Origin of the sequence: Clostridium lacusfryxellense, from assembly GCF_018861735.1 — a bacterium.
Lineage (GTDB): Bacteria > Bacillota > Clostridia > Clostridiales > Clostridiaceae > Clostridium_AD > Clostridium_AD lacusfryxellense.
The window spans coordinates 98772-116197 of record NZ_JAHLEB010000011.1; the positions used below are offsets into that span (position 1 = coordinate 98772).

At 30.8% G+C, this 17426-nt stretch carries 15 protein-coding genes; all 15 read right to left on the reverse strand.

Annotated elements, in window-relative coordinates; genetic code table 11:
- Window positions 1-11 precede the first annotated feature (11 nt).
- Complete coding sequence (locus KPL55_RS08765) at window positions 12-941, reverse strand: sensor histidine kinase (protein ID WP_312887255.1); 930 nt, start codon at window positions 939-941, stop codon at window positions 12-14.
- A gap of 182 nt (window positions 942-1123) precedes the next feature.
- Complete coding sequence (locus tag KPL55_RS08770) at window positions 1124-1567, reverse strand: hypothetical protein (protein WP_216306334.1); 444 nt, start codon at window positions 1565-1567, stop codon at window positions 1124-1126.
- Window positions 1568-1677: 110 nt separating this feature from the next.
- The gene (locus KPL55_RS08775; RefSeq protein ID WP_216306335.1) at window positions 1678-2556 is read right to left on the reverse strand and encodes an RNA polymerase sigma factor; all 879 of its coding nucleotides are present in this window, start codon (window positions 2554-2556) and stop codon (window positions 1678-1680) included.
- 296 nt (window positions 2557-2852) lie between these two features.
- Window positions 2853-3920, reverse strand: coding sequence for a mannose-1-phosphate guanylyltransferase (locus KPL55_RS08780; protein WP_216306336.1), 1068 nt, complete (start codon window positions 3918-3920; stop codon window positions 2853-2855).
- A 159-nt stretch (window positions 3921-4079) separates the two neighbouring features.
- Window positions 4080-4520 (reverse strand): HipA N-terminal domain-containing protein, encoded by a 441-nt coding sequence (locus KPL55_RS08785; protein ID WP_216306337.1) that lies wholly within the window; start codon window positions 4518-4520, stop codon window positions 4080-4082.
- A gap of 104 nt (window positions 4521-4624) precedes the next feature.
- Entirely contained in the window at window positions 4625-8686 is a 4062-nt protein-coding gene (locus tag KPL55_RS08790; RefSeq protein WP_216306338.1) for a PDDEXK-like endonuclease domain-containing protein, read from the reverse strand.
- A gap of 123 nt (window positions 8687-8809) precedes the next feature.
- The gene (locus tag KPL55_RS08795) at window positions 8810-9808 is read right to left on the reverse strand and encodes a LacI family DNA-binding transcriptional regulator (RefSeq protein WP_216306339.1); all 999 of its coding nucleotides are present in this window, start codon (window positions 9806-9808) and stop codon (window positions 8810-8812) included.
- Between the two features lie 210 nt (window positions 9809-10018).
- On the reverse strand, window positions 10019-10966 hold the full coding sequence (gene asrC, locus KPL55_RS08800) for a sulfite reductase subunit C (RefSeq protein ID WP_216306340.1): 948 nt from the start codon (window positions 10964-10966) through the stop codon (window positions 10019-10021).
- A 13-nt stretch (window positions 10967-10979) separates the two neighbouring features.
- The gene (gene asrB, locus KPL55_RS08805) at window positions 10980-11771 is read right to left on the reverse strand and encodes an anaerobic sulfite reductase subunit AsrB (RefSeq protein WP_216306341.1); all 792 of its coding nucleotides are present in this window, start codon (window positions 11769-11771) and stop codon (window positions 10980-10982) included.
- Window positions 11772-12779, reverse strand: a complete 1008-nt coding sequence (gene asrA, locus KPL55_RS08810) for an anaerobic sulfite reductase subunit AsrA (RefSeq protein ID WP_216306342.1) — start codon at window positions 12777-12779, stop codon at window positions 11772-11774.
- 165 nt (window positions 12780-12944) lie between these two features.
- Entirely contained in the window at window positions 12945-13631 is a 687-nt protein-coding gene (locus tag KPL55_RS08815) for a Crp/Fnr family transcriptional regulator (protein WP_216306343.1), read from the reverse strand.
- Window positions 13632-14164: 533 nt separating this feature from the next.
- Window positions 14165-14560 (reverse strand): methyl-accepting chemotaxis protein, encoded by a 396-nt coding sequence (locus tag KPL55_RS08820; protein WP_216306344.1) that lies wholly within the window; start codon window positions 14558-14560, stop codon window positions 14165-14167.
- Between the two features lie 105 nt (window positions 14561-14665).
- Entirely contained in the window at window positions 14666-15151 is a 486-nt protein-coding gene (locus tag KPL55_RS08825) for a hypothetical protein (protein WP_216306345.1), read from the reverse strand.
- A 949-nt stretch (window positions 15152-16100) separates the two neighbouring features.
- On the reverse strand, window positions 16101-17003 hold the full coding sequence (locus tag KPL55_RS08830; RefSeq protein ID WP_216306346.1) for a hypothetical protein: 903 nt from the start codon (window positions 17001-17003) through the stop codon (window positions 16101-16103).
- Window positions 17004-17149: 146 nt separating this feature from the next.
- Entirely contained in the window at window positions 17150-17323 is a 174-nt protein-coding gene (locus KPL55_RS26725; protein ID WP_376770432.1) for a tyrosine-type recombinase/integrase, read from the reverse strand.
- Window positions 17324-17426 lie beyond the last annotated feature (103 nt).

The window sequence follows — 17426 nt, forward strand, 5'->3', positions numbered from 1 at the left end:
GGTGATAACAATTAACAGAAATGTATATCCGAAAGTTCCACCTTAACGTTTTCATTTTTGCTTGATATTTTGCTGCTATTTACCACACTCTCATTAGATACTTTTTCTGAAGGAAGCTTAAATATAAACTTACTACCCTTACCAACCTCACTTTCAGCATATATGAATCCAGAATGCAGTTCTACGATTGACTTAACCAAACTCAACCCTATACCTGTGCCTTCTGTGTTTCTTGATAGTGATTTATCCACCTGTTTAAATCTATCAAATATCGACTCCAAGTTCTTCTCTTCGATGCCAATGCCATTGTCCTTAACTGATATTTCAACAAATCTCCCCTTATCTTTAACATCAATAAATATTTCACCGCCCTTATCTGAAAATTTTATTGCATTCGATATAAGATTTAATACTACTCTCTCTATTTTTTCTGTGTCACATGCAATAATTTTTTCTTCTATATTTGTGTCAAAAATAACATTTATTCCTTTGCTATCAGTAAAATTAGTTACAGACATAACTATATTTTCTACAACTTCTACGATATTATTATTTGTTAAGTGCAATTCAAAAAAGCCTGTTTCAATTTTTGATGAATCAACTATGTTATTAATAAGCTTGGACAATCTATAACAATTTTGATTCATTGAACTAATATATTTAACAATGGAATTTTTCATTTCCTCTAATGAGCCATCATTGCAATGCATATTAAATAATTGTACCGTAGCAGACAGAACGTTTAGAGGTGTTTTAAGTTCATGGGATATGTTAACGATAAATTCTTCCTGTGCCTTCATTGATTTTGCCATAGTTTCCAATTGTTCCTTTTGTTCCACTGTAATTTCCTTTAGTAGTTTAATCTCAGTATTTTGTTCTTTAATAATTTTCACATCTGATACAATCTTTTCTACCATCCCATTATTATAAGCACAGTCCACGATACAACCTCCATTCTTTTAATATATACTACAATAGATTTTATAGTTAGAAAATCAATAAAATAAAAATTTTTTAACATATGGTCTCACTTCTACATATTACCATATAATAGGTTATATGCATATGCTTTTGAACTTGTTTATTAAAATATATTTAATAACATTAAATATTCAATTCAATATTACTCGTTAAAGATTATAACTTTATCTTTCTGTGATATATTGAATTTTGCATTACTTTTACTTAATTTAATATATTTTGTAATATCTTCACCACCATAATTCCTCGGTAACTCTACATATGAAATCAACCTATTAAATTTTACAAATGCAATCATATTTATATCCTCACGAACTTCAATATTAAAGGTCGAATTGTATTCTTTTATATCATCCGTCTTAAATACATCTTTTGGCCTTGAATCAGGAGTAAATAAATACATAGTATCCCACTCAAAATTAGTGATTTTATTAAAATCTATACTATCATCTTGATTAATAATTTCTATTATCTTATTTCTCAATACTGCATCTTCATTTACATTTTTTGACCTACGAAATACAGTAAATAGCATTGCTATCATTACTATAAAGATTAATCCTATTACAATGAATTTTTTAATCAAATTACTCCTCCTATTCATTAATAATAATGTATAAACATACGAAATACCATATAGTAAATTATACCATTAATCATCAATCTTATATACCTTTAACTAGGTACTTTCGCCCTTTATTTTAATTCCAATATAATATTTTCTTTTTTCCCATTCCATTTAATTGTATAATAAGCCTTCTCATCTTCAGGATTAAATGAACCACTGCCACCACCACTTTTATTTTCTAACCAGCCCTCCTTATTAAGCCTCACGCCTGTCATTTTCCCTCTTACTCCTGTGTTTTGATACTCAAAATCAATTGTACCTACTTCTGTTTTGTCAGTCAATTTATACTTTATTAATTGGTTAGTTTCGTTATAAGTATCAAAATGAAGCTTACCCCTTTCATCATTCCACGAATGCACATAATATTTTAAGGTTAAAGTTCCTCCCCAGCTTGTGCTTTCTCCTTTATAAACAACTACTTTTCCATCCTTTAAATATTTGAACACAATATCTGCAATCAAAGTTTGTGTTTCAACCATGCTTTTTAATCCCATCTCAGTGGTCAAATCTTGTGATGGTATATAAACTAAAAGAGTAGATTTCCTAAAGGCCAGTCTTGCACGATGTATATTTACCTTCACCCAAGAAAGAGAGTGGTTTGTTATACTAGCTATTTCTTCATAGGAAAGCCCCTGCCATTCCCTTAACCAAAGAATTTCACGCTGCTTTTCAGGAATTTTCGATAAAGCTGCTATAACTCGCATGTTGCTTTCCTTTTTTTCGAAAATTTCTTCAGGCCCGTCTCTATCTGGATTATCCAACAAATTTTCATCTATAGAAATGGTAGTTATAGTGTTTTTTCTAGAATATTGGATAAATACATTTCTTGCAATTTTATATATCCAAGTAGATACATGGCAGTCACCACGAAATCTATGAAAGGACTTAAGCAATTGAAAAAATGTTTCCTGCGTAAGCTCTTCGGCTTTATAATAATTAAGTGTCAATCCATATAACTACCTAAAAATATATCGTTCATATGTCTCATAAAGATCTTTCATACTTTCCAACCAACCATCACCTCTTGCATATATAGTGGAAAAAAACTCTAAAAAGTTACACTATATTTATTAATATTAATATTATACTAATAATAACATTATCTTCTAAAACAAGAAATGTCATTATTTAATATTACTCACGATCCAAACTTTAGTGACCTTATACCAACCATTCTTTCACTAGCCCTTTCGCCAATCAAAAATAATAGGCCTCACCCTAAAGTGAAACCTACTATTTCAATTTATATATATCTCCCCGTTTCTTCATGTTCTTTAAGTTCATTAACCAGATGTTTGATCTCCTGGTCCTTATTTTTGTCCATTACGAGTATTACGTCTCCTGCATCTACAATTATAAGGTCCTTTATTCCAAACCCAATTATGAGCCTGTCTTTGCCAAATACCGAGCAGTTTTCACTTTCTTCCATAAATGTATTACCCAAAACATTATTACCTCGTAAATTACTAAGAAACCTTGAAAGTGATGCAAACGTTCCAATATCATCCCATTCAAAGTCACATTTTATAACAAATGCCTTTCTAGTCTTTTGCATTATTCCAAAATCCACGGAAATCCCGTCTATTTCATTGTACTGATCTTTTATTACATCATTCTCCTCCTCAGTTTCTAAAGCTTGATATATAGTCATTAGCCGCTTATACATCTTAGGTAAATACTTTTCCATTTCACGCAAGTACACATCTGCTCTCCATACAAACATACCACTGTTCCAAACGAAGTTTCCTTTTAACAACAAATCTTTGGCTACTTCAGTGTTAGGTTTTTCTAAAAACCTCTCTACTTTAAATGTAGGCATATCACCAGTTACTCTATCTCCCATTTCTATATAACCATAACCGGTTTCTGGTCTTGTGGGCTGTACACCAATGGTGACAAGCCCTCTTTTCTTATTTGCTATTTCAACTCCTTGTAATATAGTTTCTTTGAATTCCTTATCATTTTTTATATAATGATCGGAAGGTAGCACTATCATAGTCGCTTCCTTGTCTTGCTTTAATAGTTTGGCAGCCGATAGACCTATACACGTAGCAGTCTCCTTATTACTAGGTTCAACAAATATATTTGATTTTCTGATTTCTGGGAGTTCCTCACAAATTTTTTCAAAATAATCTTCATTGGTAACTACATAAATATTTGCATTTTCAACTATACATTTTATTCTATCCACAGTGCTTCTTAAAAAGCTCTTATTATTAATAATATTTAAAAACTGCTTCGGGTTTTGTGCACGAGATAGAGGGTATAGTCTTGTTCCTTTTCCACCTGCTAAAATTAGTACGTATAACAAAATACCACTCCAAATTATTACTCATTTCATTTTATGAAACATAACACTAGGTTGTGAAAACAATTTTAAATATAATTAATGACTGGTATATTTTGAAATTAAAAAGTGTGTAATACGAAAATATATTTTCGTATTACACACTTTTTTATCTAACTTTACTTATTTTTCATCTAAAATAATTTCTTCCTCTTTTTCATCTTTTATCTCTACTAGGTTTGCCCCTAACTCTTCCTCTTCTTTAAAAGGCGAAATAAATTCAAAACTATCTGTAGAAGTTTTGCATCCAGCTTTTATTAATACTTCAAAATCATCATACTCATTAATGTTATATTTTTTTAAAACTGATGTTCTATCACTTTTGCCATAGCCAGGTAGATTGTTTGAAAATGAGTTAAATAATTCCTCTCTGAAATACTTTGCATTTACCATAGGGAAGTATGGCAATGGAGAGAATCCATATTCCGTAGATTTTTTAACACCTTCAATGTCATATTCAAAATAATATTTTTCAGATCCTTTACTCAATTCGCCTACTTTAAATGGTTGTCCTTGATCATCTTTCCACATCAACCATAGTACGTTGTCCACTTTGTTTGTCATTGCTCTCACCCTCTTATTTGAAAAATTATACTATTATATTATTATGATAATCCCATGATAAATATGAAAATATATACCGCGTCGCCTTAAGTTTTTTATATACTCTAACTATTCAGTATTTGCGATAATTTTTCCATTACTCTACTTGGATTCCTATAGAATTCGCTAGCACGTATTTTGTAGAATTCCCATCCAACCCTTTCAAGACACATCTGCATTTCGTACTGCTTTTGCCAGCTATAATTTTCATCCTCTTCCATCCCAATACATTTAACTGCTATTTTTTTATAATGTCCATCAGTAGACGCCAGCGCTAAATCTGTCTCTACAACAAAATCTATAGTATATTTTCCGACCTTTACCTTCGGTGTAAGTTTATAGCCACTTGCTTTTATACATTTTTCTATATTCTCTTCAAAATCACTTAGCAATAAATACTCACTCGATTTAACTTCTTCCTTGGGTTCTTTCTCCTCAAGGCAATATTTGAGCAACGCATATCTAACACAGTTAGGATTAAGATCCTCAAGACCTACTGAGTGAAATAGCCACATTTGATTTCGCGCACGGCTGGCAGCTACGTTAAATCTTCTTATGTCTGTGCCCTTAGTTAGAAATGTAAATTTAGCATTATTTGCAATAACCATAGATAGGAACATTACATCCCTCTCATCTCCCTGGAAGGAATAAGCATCACCACAAATAAGTCTTCTTTGCAAAATTTCTTCCATGCCAAGCTTATCCACCAACATACCTTGTATTAATTCAGCTTGAGCATCCCCTAGAAGCGATATAACACCCATAGTCATCCCATTATATCTCTCGCTCGTGCAGCACTCCACTATCTTCTCTACAATGCACTGCGCCTCTGGTTCGTTTATTGGCTTAGTTTCGTTCTTACATCCAAGTGTAACTTTAGATGTAACTATAAATGGCCCTACTTTTTCTGTTTCATCTATTCGCCTTAAAGGAATTATTTCATTAGAATAGCAGAGTTCATTGCTAAATCCAATTATCTCTGGCACGCATCTAAAGTGTTCTTTAAGTAGTAATCTATTTGGAAAAACTCTTAATGCTGTATTATATAAACTAGTTTTTAAATCAAACCACTCAGCATGGGGTATTCCTTCTAAATACGTACTTATCAAAGTTTCAACAACATTATGATCTTTACCAATAGCTTCCGGACTTATTTGCTTTTCATCCCCTACAATTATTGCCCTTTTAGCCCTCATTAAAACTGTGATGGCTGATATATCACTTTGACTACTCTCGTCAACAATTACCACATCAAATAAATTGTCTGTTAGCTTCAAATTCTCCATGACTCTATTTATTGGCATAATCCATACAGGAATTACATCCTTGCAATTTTCCATTTCTCTTTGTGCAATTTTTCTATACTTAACTGCCTGAGTTCCTGTACCTTTTCCTATTCTTTTTATAGCTTCCATCCAAGTAAATAAGCTTCTTTTTTGCACCTCAGTAGTTCTCTCTATTTGATTAAACCAGCTTTTTTTAGATACAAGTTCCCGAACTATAATTTTTTCTTTTATCTTTTCCTGGGTAATACTTTTTTCTATTGCATCTACATCAACCTCTGCTAATTTACTTAAAAAGTCGTTCCATTTTTTCCACTTCCATGCTTTTGCCCAATTCAAATTTTGATCATTTGTAGTCTTATATTCATTGTTAGTTATACTTTCATATGACAATGGGCAACAGACCTCTAACTTCTTGCTTATTTTAGTTAGTTCAAGCACTTGCGCAGATTCTTTCATTAGCAAACTAATTTCTATATAAGAAGCATGTATATCATAAACACTTCTCACATTCATAGCATTCTGCAATTTCTTTAGTAACCCAACACGCGGAAATGTTTTTTGTATTTCTAACATTTCGTCATTTAATCTATTATATTTATTTATTAGTTTTAAACTCTCGAACCCATTTTTAAGATAAACATATGTTTCTTTTTCATGCCACTGTAAGTTATTCTTCAAAATTTTGCCTGGTAAGAAATTAACTATGTTATTTTTAAAGTCTTTGTCCCAATTTATAATTGTTTCAATACCTGCTATTTCTCTAGAAATTTCACTTAAATAATTTAAATCAAACTCTTCTATGAGTTTTCCACCGTATTCTTTTATCGAATTGTTCCAAATATTTTTAAGTTCTCTTTCTAATAACAACATCCTTATATATATATCAACTACTATTATTTGTTCACTATTGTTTATGAGCTCATAATCTACCTTGAAGTCATCCAATATGTATTTAAGATTTCCATGAAGCATCTTAAATATTATTCCTATTTTACCTTTTTCGTTTATTGTTTTTGATATAATACCAAAATCATTTTTAAACTTGTTTATATCTATATTCCCAGTAAATGCAAGATTGTGATTATTTAATTCTTGTTTTAATTTACTTATATCTTTTATATATTCATTGCTTTTGTTTACCAATTGTCTCCACATATCTTGCGATTCGATATTGGAATAATAATTAGTTTTAACATTACTTAACCAAGTATTTTCAAGTAAAGACAATTTTTCTATAGCATCATCAACAAGTTTTAGCAATCTTCTATTTCCATAATCTATAGAATCAACATTATTTAAGTCGCGAATATTATCTAAGCACTCATGTTGCCTATTTTCTAGTTCAAATAACTCTTCTATTTTATCACATAGATCATTTTCACCAGGAAGTATTTCTATATACTTATTTATGCTATTTATCTCACCGATTTGATCTTTTGTAATTGTTTTAAGTAATGTACGCAGCTTTTTAAATTCTTCTACAGTTAAAGGGTTGTCCTCATTAAAATCAATCTTATCAATTAACCAAGAATGAGTTTCTTCATTATCCTTAACCCACTTAGCCATGTACATCAAGGTATATTTTTGCCCTTCATATTCTATTTTGTTGCTTTCTCTATCTTCAATGCATTTTAGCTCTTTATATAAGCTATCTTGCATTCCCAAACAACTACTATGCTTATATTTTAAGAGTTTTATTTCTTTTCGTAATTCTTTGGTATCCATAGATAAATTTTCTGTTATTTTCCTTACAGACTCATCCAATTCTTCTAAAGATTTTGTATCATTGCCAAGTATACTAATACATAACGACCTAACCTCATCTGGTATTTTATTAGACAACACCCTAAGGGCCCTATCTGTTTGACTTGTGACTAAAACCCTTTTCCCATGAGCCAAAAGATGACATATCAAATTAGCTATAGAATGACTTTTCCCAGTACCTGGTGGCCCTTGTACAACAATACCATAGTTCTCTGCCAGTCTTTTTGTTATTTCCATCTGCTCTTCATTTGCGGGAAGTGGAAATAATACATCTCCCCCTACTTCCTCCCACTCTTTAAGCTCCAATGGATCTTGCAACACAGCTTTTTCCGAAACCAAAGCCTCTATAGTTTTAGGGATAGGGAATCCATTTCTTATTTGAGTTAGCACATCATTTAGTTCCATATTCCAAAGTCTTGTGTCTACCTTTCGGAGGATGATGTTAGGCGCATTGTAAAATTGTATATTATCCTTTAGTAATAAATCTGATCCACCACTTAACTCACTTATATAAAAGCCCTCAACATCAGCTTTTAAAAGCGTAGCTATCTCTTTGAAAATTTGCGAAGCCATTTCAATATTTCTTACATCTATTGCCATGTCTCTTGCTTTATTTCTAATTTCGAGTAAACTATCTAGGTTTACCTCCAAATATTCATTTAAAAATTCAAGTTCTACATTTGTTTGGTTATTATATGGTTTTAAAGTGAATTTTTTATCCTTTGAGTCAAATGTTATTTCCATTTTAGTTGTGAAAATAGGATGAACTATTTCGTTTCCTTCTTTATTCCAAGTTAATAGTCCATTTGACCATATCATCTCAAGATCTTCACTGTTTTTTTCTAATTGAAGATACATCTTTTGAAACTGGCTATATAATTTTTCTGATTTCGCATCTATAGTTAACCAATAATCCTTATTTTCATCAAGATTAAAAGTACATCCATCAATCTTTTCAAGGTCTTTTTGCCAATATATTTTTTCATATCCATCTACATTTCTTATAGTTTTTTGGTTCATATTTTTAATGCTTAACAAATAAGAAAATATTTTTTCTACTTTAGTATTAATATTCAAAACTTTACTACCTCCAACTTATTTATTAAATATTCATTTATAGTCACATCATTTATTTGTGTATTTTAAGATATAATGTAAAAAGCCTTATTAAAACGTATTCGGTTTTAATAAGGCTTTTATTTATTTGCAGGAATTTCTTTCCACCATTCGATAAGGCAACACAAAGTGTTTCTCCTCAACTTCTAAGTTGTTTATAGATTTAATAAGCATTCTCATACTTACAGATCCCATATCATACATTGGTTGAGCAATTGTAGTAAGTTTTGGATAGAACACTGACGCTGAATAGATATCATTAAACCCCATAACATCTACGTCGCCAGGAACTTGAATATTTCTGTCTCTTAATGCATTTATTACGCACATAGCAATTTCATCACTAGCACAGAATACTGCATCTACCTTAGCTCCTGTATCTAATATAGAATTGATTCCTATATATCCATCTTTTGGTTTAACTCCACCGATATAAATTAGGTCCTTATTAAGTTCTATACCCATTTCATCAAGTGCGCTTAAATATCCTGTGTACCTTTTAGATAATGCATTAACTTTTTCTATAGACGTTCCTACATATGCAATATTTTTGTTACCCTTATTTATAAGGTATTTAACTGCATCTGCGGCTGCTGCTACATTATCAATAGTAACACTAGGGAATATACCATCAGCATCTGTAGTTTCTACAAGTACAACTGGCATTTCAAGTTCCTTTATCAAACTTATAACATTTTGCTCTATGGAATTACTCATATATATAACTCCATCAATCATTTTCTCTTTAAGAATTCTTAAAGATTCCATTTCTTTATCTAAATCCAAATCTGAATTACATAGCATAATATTGTAATTATAAATATTAGCTACATCCTCACATCCTCTAACAATCTCAGGATAAAATTGATTAGATATATCTGGAATTATTATCCCTATTGTGCTAGATTTTTGTGTTTTTAAACTTCTCGCAACTATGTTCGGTCTATACGACAATTTTTTTATAGCATCTTTTACTTTTTTCTTAGTGTCTTCATTTACCACATCTATATCATTTAAAACTCTAGATACTGTGGCAATTGAGACTCCAGCTTCTCTCGCAACATCTTTTATTGAAGCGGCCATATTTCTCAACTCCTACTATTTTCTTATTATACCATTATACTTATAAAAACTTTTTATTTCAAGTCTTACTAGATTATTAAACTAAACATTATGTAAACTTATAATAATTAACCAATTTTATAGTAACATATACAGATGATCTAAGTCCACATTAATATACTCCTATAAAATAAAGAGTATACAGGTATATATTTCTGCATACTCTTATTATTACCAATTAATGAATTCTTTAGCCACAGCTTTTTCTCCGAGAGTAACTCCTTTTAAAACCCATTCCTTAAAAATTGGATATCCTGTTCTATCCACAATATATCCAATATGTTCTTTTCCTCCTGGTGCACCAACATCCATATATTTTTCAATGTATGAATAGGTATTTTTTATTATCTTAATAATACTTTCTTCATCCACCCATGTTATAAAATCCTGAGCCAGTCTAGGTTTTTTCTTTCCCGTTCTACCCATTATAACAAGTTTATAGTACTTCTTTATACTTCTGCTCCAAGCGGATGTCGGACATTTCCCTATACATTCTCCACATCCAATACATTTGTCATGGTCACGTACCACCTTAAAATTCTCCATTTTAAGTGCACCGGTGACCCTTTTTTTGCAATTATTAACACATGATTTACAGCTTATACATCTATAAGATTCATATTGTGGCTGCGTCATTCCTATAATTCCAAAATCTTGCATTCTTGCCTTGATACAATCATTAGGACAACCTGTTAATGCTACCTTTACATGATAATCATTAGGAAAAATTTCTTTTTCTATTTTTTTCGCAAACTCTGTTGTATTATAATTTGCAAAAGGACAGACATTTGCTCCTACGCATGCTGATACATTTCTAGTGCCTGCTGCTGAGTAACCGGTATTCGGTGATATCTGATTTATTTCAAGACCTTCAATTACAGATTGAACCATTTTGTTAACCTCTGGTATTTTATCCATATCAATACCTGGTATTTCAAAACCCTGTCTTGTAGTTATATGAAGAGTTCCATCCCCATAGGTCTCTGCTACCTTTTGCAAAACTTCTAAATGTTTTGCTTCAATCTTCCCACCAGGCACTCTAATTCTTATAGCGGTTTTACCTCTTGTTTTGGTTATTCTATATGCATTCTTTTTAAGTAATTTAGTATTTATATCCATTATTTTCTCCCCCCTAATCTACTAGATGAACTGCATCCAAATAGTTAAAAACAGGTCCCTCTAAACATATATACGTATCATCAATTTTGCAATGACCACATTTCCCAACTCCACAACACATTTTTCGCTCATAAGATACCCATATATTTTTTTCTTTTACCCCTTTTTTTATAAACCCAGCAACAGTAAATTTAAGCATCATTGGAGGTCCTACTACAATAACTTGAACCTCATCCATATCGGTAACTGGGATATCTGTTATATATTTAGTTATAAGCCCTACCTCTCCTGTGTAATCATCATCTGCACCGTCCACAGTTAAAGTTACGTTTATACTCTTCTCCCAAGTTTTAAAATTATCTTTAAATAAAATATCATTTGGAGACTTAAAACCTGCCATTAAATTAAAGTCCTTACACTCTTTTTGATGTTTTGCAAAGTAATCCACTATTCCTTTTACAGGTGCAAGTCCAGTTCCGCCTGCAGCTACAATAATTTCTTTACCTTTATATATATTCACATCGAAACCGTTCCCGTATGGTCCCCTAAGATATAATGTTCCACCAACAAAGAAACTATGAATCACATCTGTAACCACGCCTACACGCCTTATTGTAAGATCCACATAATCATCACCGATTTCACTTACAGATATAGGCGACTCACCAAACTTTGGTATGGACACTTCGAAAAATTGACCTGGCTTTACCCCTCCTATAAACTCCATTCTAAAAGTATAATCTGTTTCTGTATGTTTTTTTATATTAAGTATCTTAGATTTAAACGGCATATATATGTTTTCCATTTACTCCACCTCATTCATAGCTTCATTTAGTTTATTAACGCAACTAGCGAAAGATATATATTCAGGGCATATATCATCACATCTTCCACAACCTATACACATATGGTATCCCGCTCTTTTCTTAAAGTCGTATACCTTATGCATAATCTTAAATCTCATCCTATCTTTTTTATCTTTTCTAAAATCGTGTCCTCCTGCCATATCACTAAATCCGTCTACATGACAAGATGACCATATCCGTCTTCTCTCTCCAACATTCTTATTGTCTTTGGAGAAAACATCTTGCATAGTAAAACACGAACATGTACCACAGACAAAATTACACCTACCACAGGCAATGCATCTTGAAGAATATTCATCCCACATTTTTGATTTGAAAATTCTTTGATCTAAGTTTGCCGGTATAGTAACCTTTATTTCATTAGACAAAACAAATTCAGGTTCTACATCATGCACATTAATTTTATCTATATTAAAATAATTCATCAATTCTTCAGATTTACAATCTATAAAAACTTCATCACCCTTAATTTTAGTGTACATATCATAATCTTTTGTTGTACTTGATCCCATACTAACGCAAAAACAGTTTTCAAAACTCTCGCTACAACCCATAAGTACAAATTTAACTTTGTCTTTTAATGTTTTGTAGTAATAATCTTCATTTCCATTTCTTAAGTAAACTTCATCAAGCCGCTTCATAGCATGAATATCACAGCTTCTTAAAAATATTAATATTTTCTTTTCGAATGTCTTAGGCTCGATGCATTGATCTTCAGTAAAATAAAATAATGTTTGAGTAATAGGAATCACTATTTCCTTAGGAGAAAAACTAGATTTTACATCAAACTCTATTTCCTTTATACTCTTTATTTCTCCATATCTAACGGCATCTGTATCTGCAAACGTTCCTTTTCCTTTTATCTTTACTGGTGCATATACCTTATATTCCTGCCTTAATGTTTCAAGCTGCTGATCAAACTTCTCTATTGTAAGCTTTAAGCCCATAAATACATCACCCTCCAATTTAATCTTTTTTCTTTATACTATATTTCATTTATCTATAATCATTGTTAATAAATTAACTTTAGTAATTAACCCAATATGAAAGTTAAATATATAACTTTCTAAGCACATTGTATTTTAAAAGTAAAAAAAAGTATGTGATTTTCATCACACACTTTTAAAGTATCCACTTAGTTTTTCTCTATCCACTATAAATTTTCTATGTTCTATTTTAACCATATCCATGTTTTCCAGCTCTTTTAGAGCCCTTGAAATAGTTTCCCTAGAGCTCCCTAACATATCTGCCAAGTAAGTTATACTTATTTTAACATCTATTAAAACACCTTCCGGGGTTTCTACTCCATAATCTTTAGACAGTTTCCAAAGCTTTGCAGCTACCCTTTTATCCATTTTAGTAGGTACAGTGTTCTTAATTTGTCTATACAATCTTCTTATTTTTTTACTCATGGAATATAAAATAACCTCTGTAAGTTTGAAATCTTGTTTCATAATACTCAATAAGTCTACTTTTGATATGCTAATAATTACACTGTCTTCAAATCCTTCGCAATTAATAGATGAAGTATAATTATCGAAATTCACTTCATTTATGATCTCTGCCTTATTTAATATATAAATAACTCTCTTTTGACCTCTTTCTGATAATCTGTACATCGATACCTTTCCCTCAAGAACTATGTATATGTTATCTAAACACTCTCTTTCTCCAAATAACATTTGTAATTTTTTTAGTTTTTTTATAACAACTTTTTCTCTGATTAACTCTAAGGTTTTATCCTCAATACATCCTAGCAAAGGAAGGTCTCTTAATTGCCTAAGCGTTACTTGTGGCATTTTAACTTCTCCTTATGATCTTATTGTGAGAAACTTTTTCCCGCAGCTCACTCATCAGCATATCATTCTTGTATTTACACTCTTTTATACTTGAATTTTATCCTTTATATTACCATCCACAATATCTTATTGATATCTACATAAATAAAATTCCACTAATATAATTATAATATAAGTTCGCGTTTTATCAACCAAAAGTTTGCTTTTCATATAAGTTAAATGCTAAGTGTTTCGAAACGTGGATTATGTGAAACCCAGCAATGAGTACTAGATGGCATTTGGGGTATCCATGAATTATATCCCCTGACTTTATTGTTAAATTTGCAGTTAAATTTAAATGCATTCTTACTATAACTCTTAAAGGAGCAGAGCCAAAATTTCGGATGTTGCCTCTATCTCTTAATAAATTAACAAAAAGCATACAACATAACGTTTATTATATTGTATACCCTTCTTAAAATTTTTTTCTAATAAATAAATTACTATATACTACTAAACAGATAAGTTAATAGTCTATTTATTTAGTAAATAGTTTAAAGCTTAAATTTATTGATCTCTTCGGTTAAATGTATTGCTGAATTTGTAAGGCTTTGAGCGGTACTCGCTACTGAACCTGCTGAATTCTTCATTTCCTCAGTTGAAGCTGCAATTTCTTCTGCTGAAGCAGAGTTTTCCTCAGATACTGCACTAGTACTTTCTATTTTTAATACTACTGGGTGCATGTCATTATTTAGTTTACCGATACCTATTGAAACTTTTTGTATATCAGGTAATATAGTCTCTACAGAAGTTATAATAGATTTAAATGAGGTTAAAGCAGTATTAATTGTTGTTACCTCATTACCTAGCTCAGCATTAACATCACCAGTAGTTGTTACCAAGTTTGAAGTTTCGGCTACTACACTTTTTAACAGGGGTATCGCCAACATTTCTCTGAATTACACCAACAGGAATAAAAAAAGGCATTGCTGCCTTTTGGGTTGGTATACAATATAAGAAAGAGACGACATAACTGAGTCTGAAATTATGTTACCTCAACTCTCAATCTTTGTATTTCCACCTAGTACAGACGCCAACGCAGTTAGGGCAATACCAGTAGCTACCGTACCAAATACAACCATTGTAGCAATGAACCTTTTATTCTCTGAGTCTTTTTCACCCATCATTTTTGAGATTTCAAGCATCTTATCAAAGATATACTTTTTTTCTTCAAACGAAGGATTCTCAACATCAAGTTGTTTTTGTAAACCCTCAATTATATATTTACACGAATCATAGTACGATTGAACACTTTCCCTATTTAATTCTGAACCTTTATCCAATGTGTCTTTATACCCAATCAATATTTCCTTTACTGTATTGGAAAACATCGGGAATTGTTCTAATGCTTTCTTAGCCACCTCTGGATCCATCTTATCTAGCATTGATGCCATAGTAATAACCTTATCTTTTGTAAGATGTTTAAAATCCTCAATACCTAATTTTCTTAATGCTTTCAGTTCCGTTAATGGTCTGTTCATAATGGCTCTCCCTCCTTGCAAAAACGACAAATTTTGGTTTGTACATTTCATTGTTTATAAATTTTCTTCATAATTTAATAATAAGCAAACTTGATAAATCACTATTTGTCTGCTTATTATATAAATAGCTTTAAGTTACAATTTTTTGAAGTTGTGACTTAATCTTAAAAAAATTATAACATTTGATACCATTTTTGCAAACTCTATTTTAATGCTGAAACAAACACCCTTACATAAAGGTATACCTTTATGTAAGGGTGAAAAAACCTATAAAATATATTCGTAAAATATAACAAACCATTTATGAACATCTCCGCAAAATATATTTAGCTTTACAGAGAGATTATAAAATTACTACTGGTGTGATTCAGACTTATGTTGGCGAGACCCCGATATAGTAAATTAAGCTCAAAAAAATTCCTACACTCGACATTATAGGAACTTTTTAAAAGTAAGTTATTTTATATAAGTTTAATTTAAATAAAAGGATACTATGATACAAAAGCATTCCGGTCACGAAAGCAGAAAACCCACGATATATATTTAAACTTGCCAATATAAGGAATTGAGTTTTCAGTAAGGCACAGCTATGTTCTTTATACCCCTAATGATGAAAACCAAAGTGAAAGTAACACAATATCAATTGAGTTACTTTCACATTGGGGCTATTGACCATTCCTTATTTTTTTCATTTTCAACGTAACATAACGTGTTGACTTTTTACTTTGAATGTATTATAACGGTCTTAATTATTTAATATCTCTAACGCACTTTGTTTGTTGCTACCGCACTGCATATCTGAATCAAGTGAACTTCCGATACTCCGTTTGGTGTTTCTTTATTTGTTTTATTTTTTGTACCACAATATTAATTATAGTTGTTAAGCGCTTAATTAAATTTAACTAAATGCTTAACAAGCCTTATACATCAATGTTTTCAGTTTTTGAATTTATATTGTTTTTTTAGGAGTGGCTTTGGGAGTTATTCTTTTCTTCTCCAGTTCTTCTAATAATTCTCTATATTTACTTTGATATTCCTCTATCTCTTTACTATGTTTAAATTGTTCCTGGCTAAATTTATTATTCAATTCTTCTTTAACTTCTGCAACTTCTAATCTTATATTTAATTGATTTTCTTTTTTTAATGTTTCTAATTCCTTATGGTTATCTTGTGATGCCTTTTCCATGCTCTTATTCAATTGATTAACAGTATAATCATTATCCCTAATGATATTATCCTTATCTATGTTTCTGGCCTGAGCATCTGCTAGAAGCTTTTTATACTCTTCTAATTCAACCTTATATTGTTTGTATTCTTGTAGATCACTCAGCAGCATATCATTCTTGTTTTTATATTCTTCTACGATTAAAGTTTTATCCTTTATGTTACCTAATAATTGCTCGACTTGGTTGTTATGATCTATTCTGATGCTTAGTAATTCATCACTGCTCTTTTTACTATCTTCTTGTACTACAAGTAAATTACTGTAAACCTCTTGTAATTCATCCTTTTGATTTGTAATACTAATTTCTTTATCTGATAACATATCTTTATATGTATTGTTTAGTTCTTCAAGTTCTATATCTTTATTACATATTAAATTGTTGCTGCCATCTGCAATACTTATGAAAGAGTTCAATATTGCATCTAAATTAGCCTGGATAATAGTTGTATCTTTACTTAAAAAACTATTCTGTTTAACATTTTCAAGTTCCATGAGGCCGACCACTTTATTAAAATATTGTTCCTGGGTCATTCCTAGATCCTTCAACTGTTGTTGCAACTTATCCTTAGTATCCTGAGCTAACCTATAGCTTGTAACTACATTTTTACTTTCTTTTATATCTTCCATTATTATCACTCCTATAATATATTTTAATTTGTAGTACACTAATAATAGCGTAAACACGTTGTAATACCTATGTTTATATTGTAATACATATTACATCAATAGTCAATTAAGAATAAAAAAAAGAAGGTATTTTTCTTAAATACCCTCTATAATAATTGAATGTGCTTATTTAAAGCATTTTCTACCTCTTCTGTACGAAGATTAATATATTTTTGTGTAGTTTTTAAATCTGAATGTTGAAGGAGTTCTCTGACCAAAGCCACATTGTAATTATTATTGATATATATCTGAGTGGCAAAATACTTACGAAAGTTATCTATAGGTTAAGCAACAAATACTAGTATTTAAGATAACTTACACGATGTTTATATGTATTACACGTAACTTATTATTTCAAATTAGTTTCCAATTTATTACCTTCCT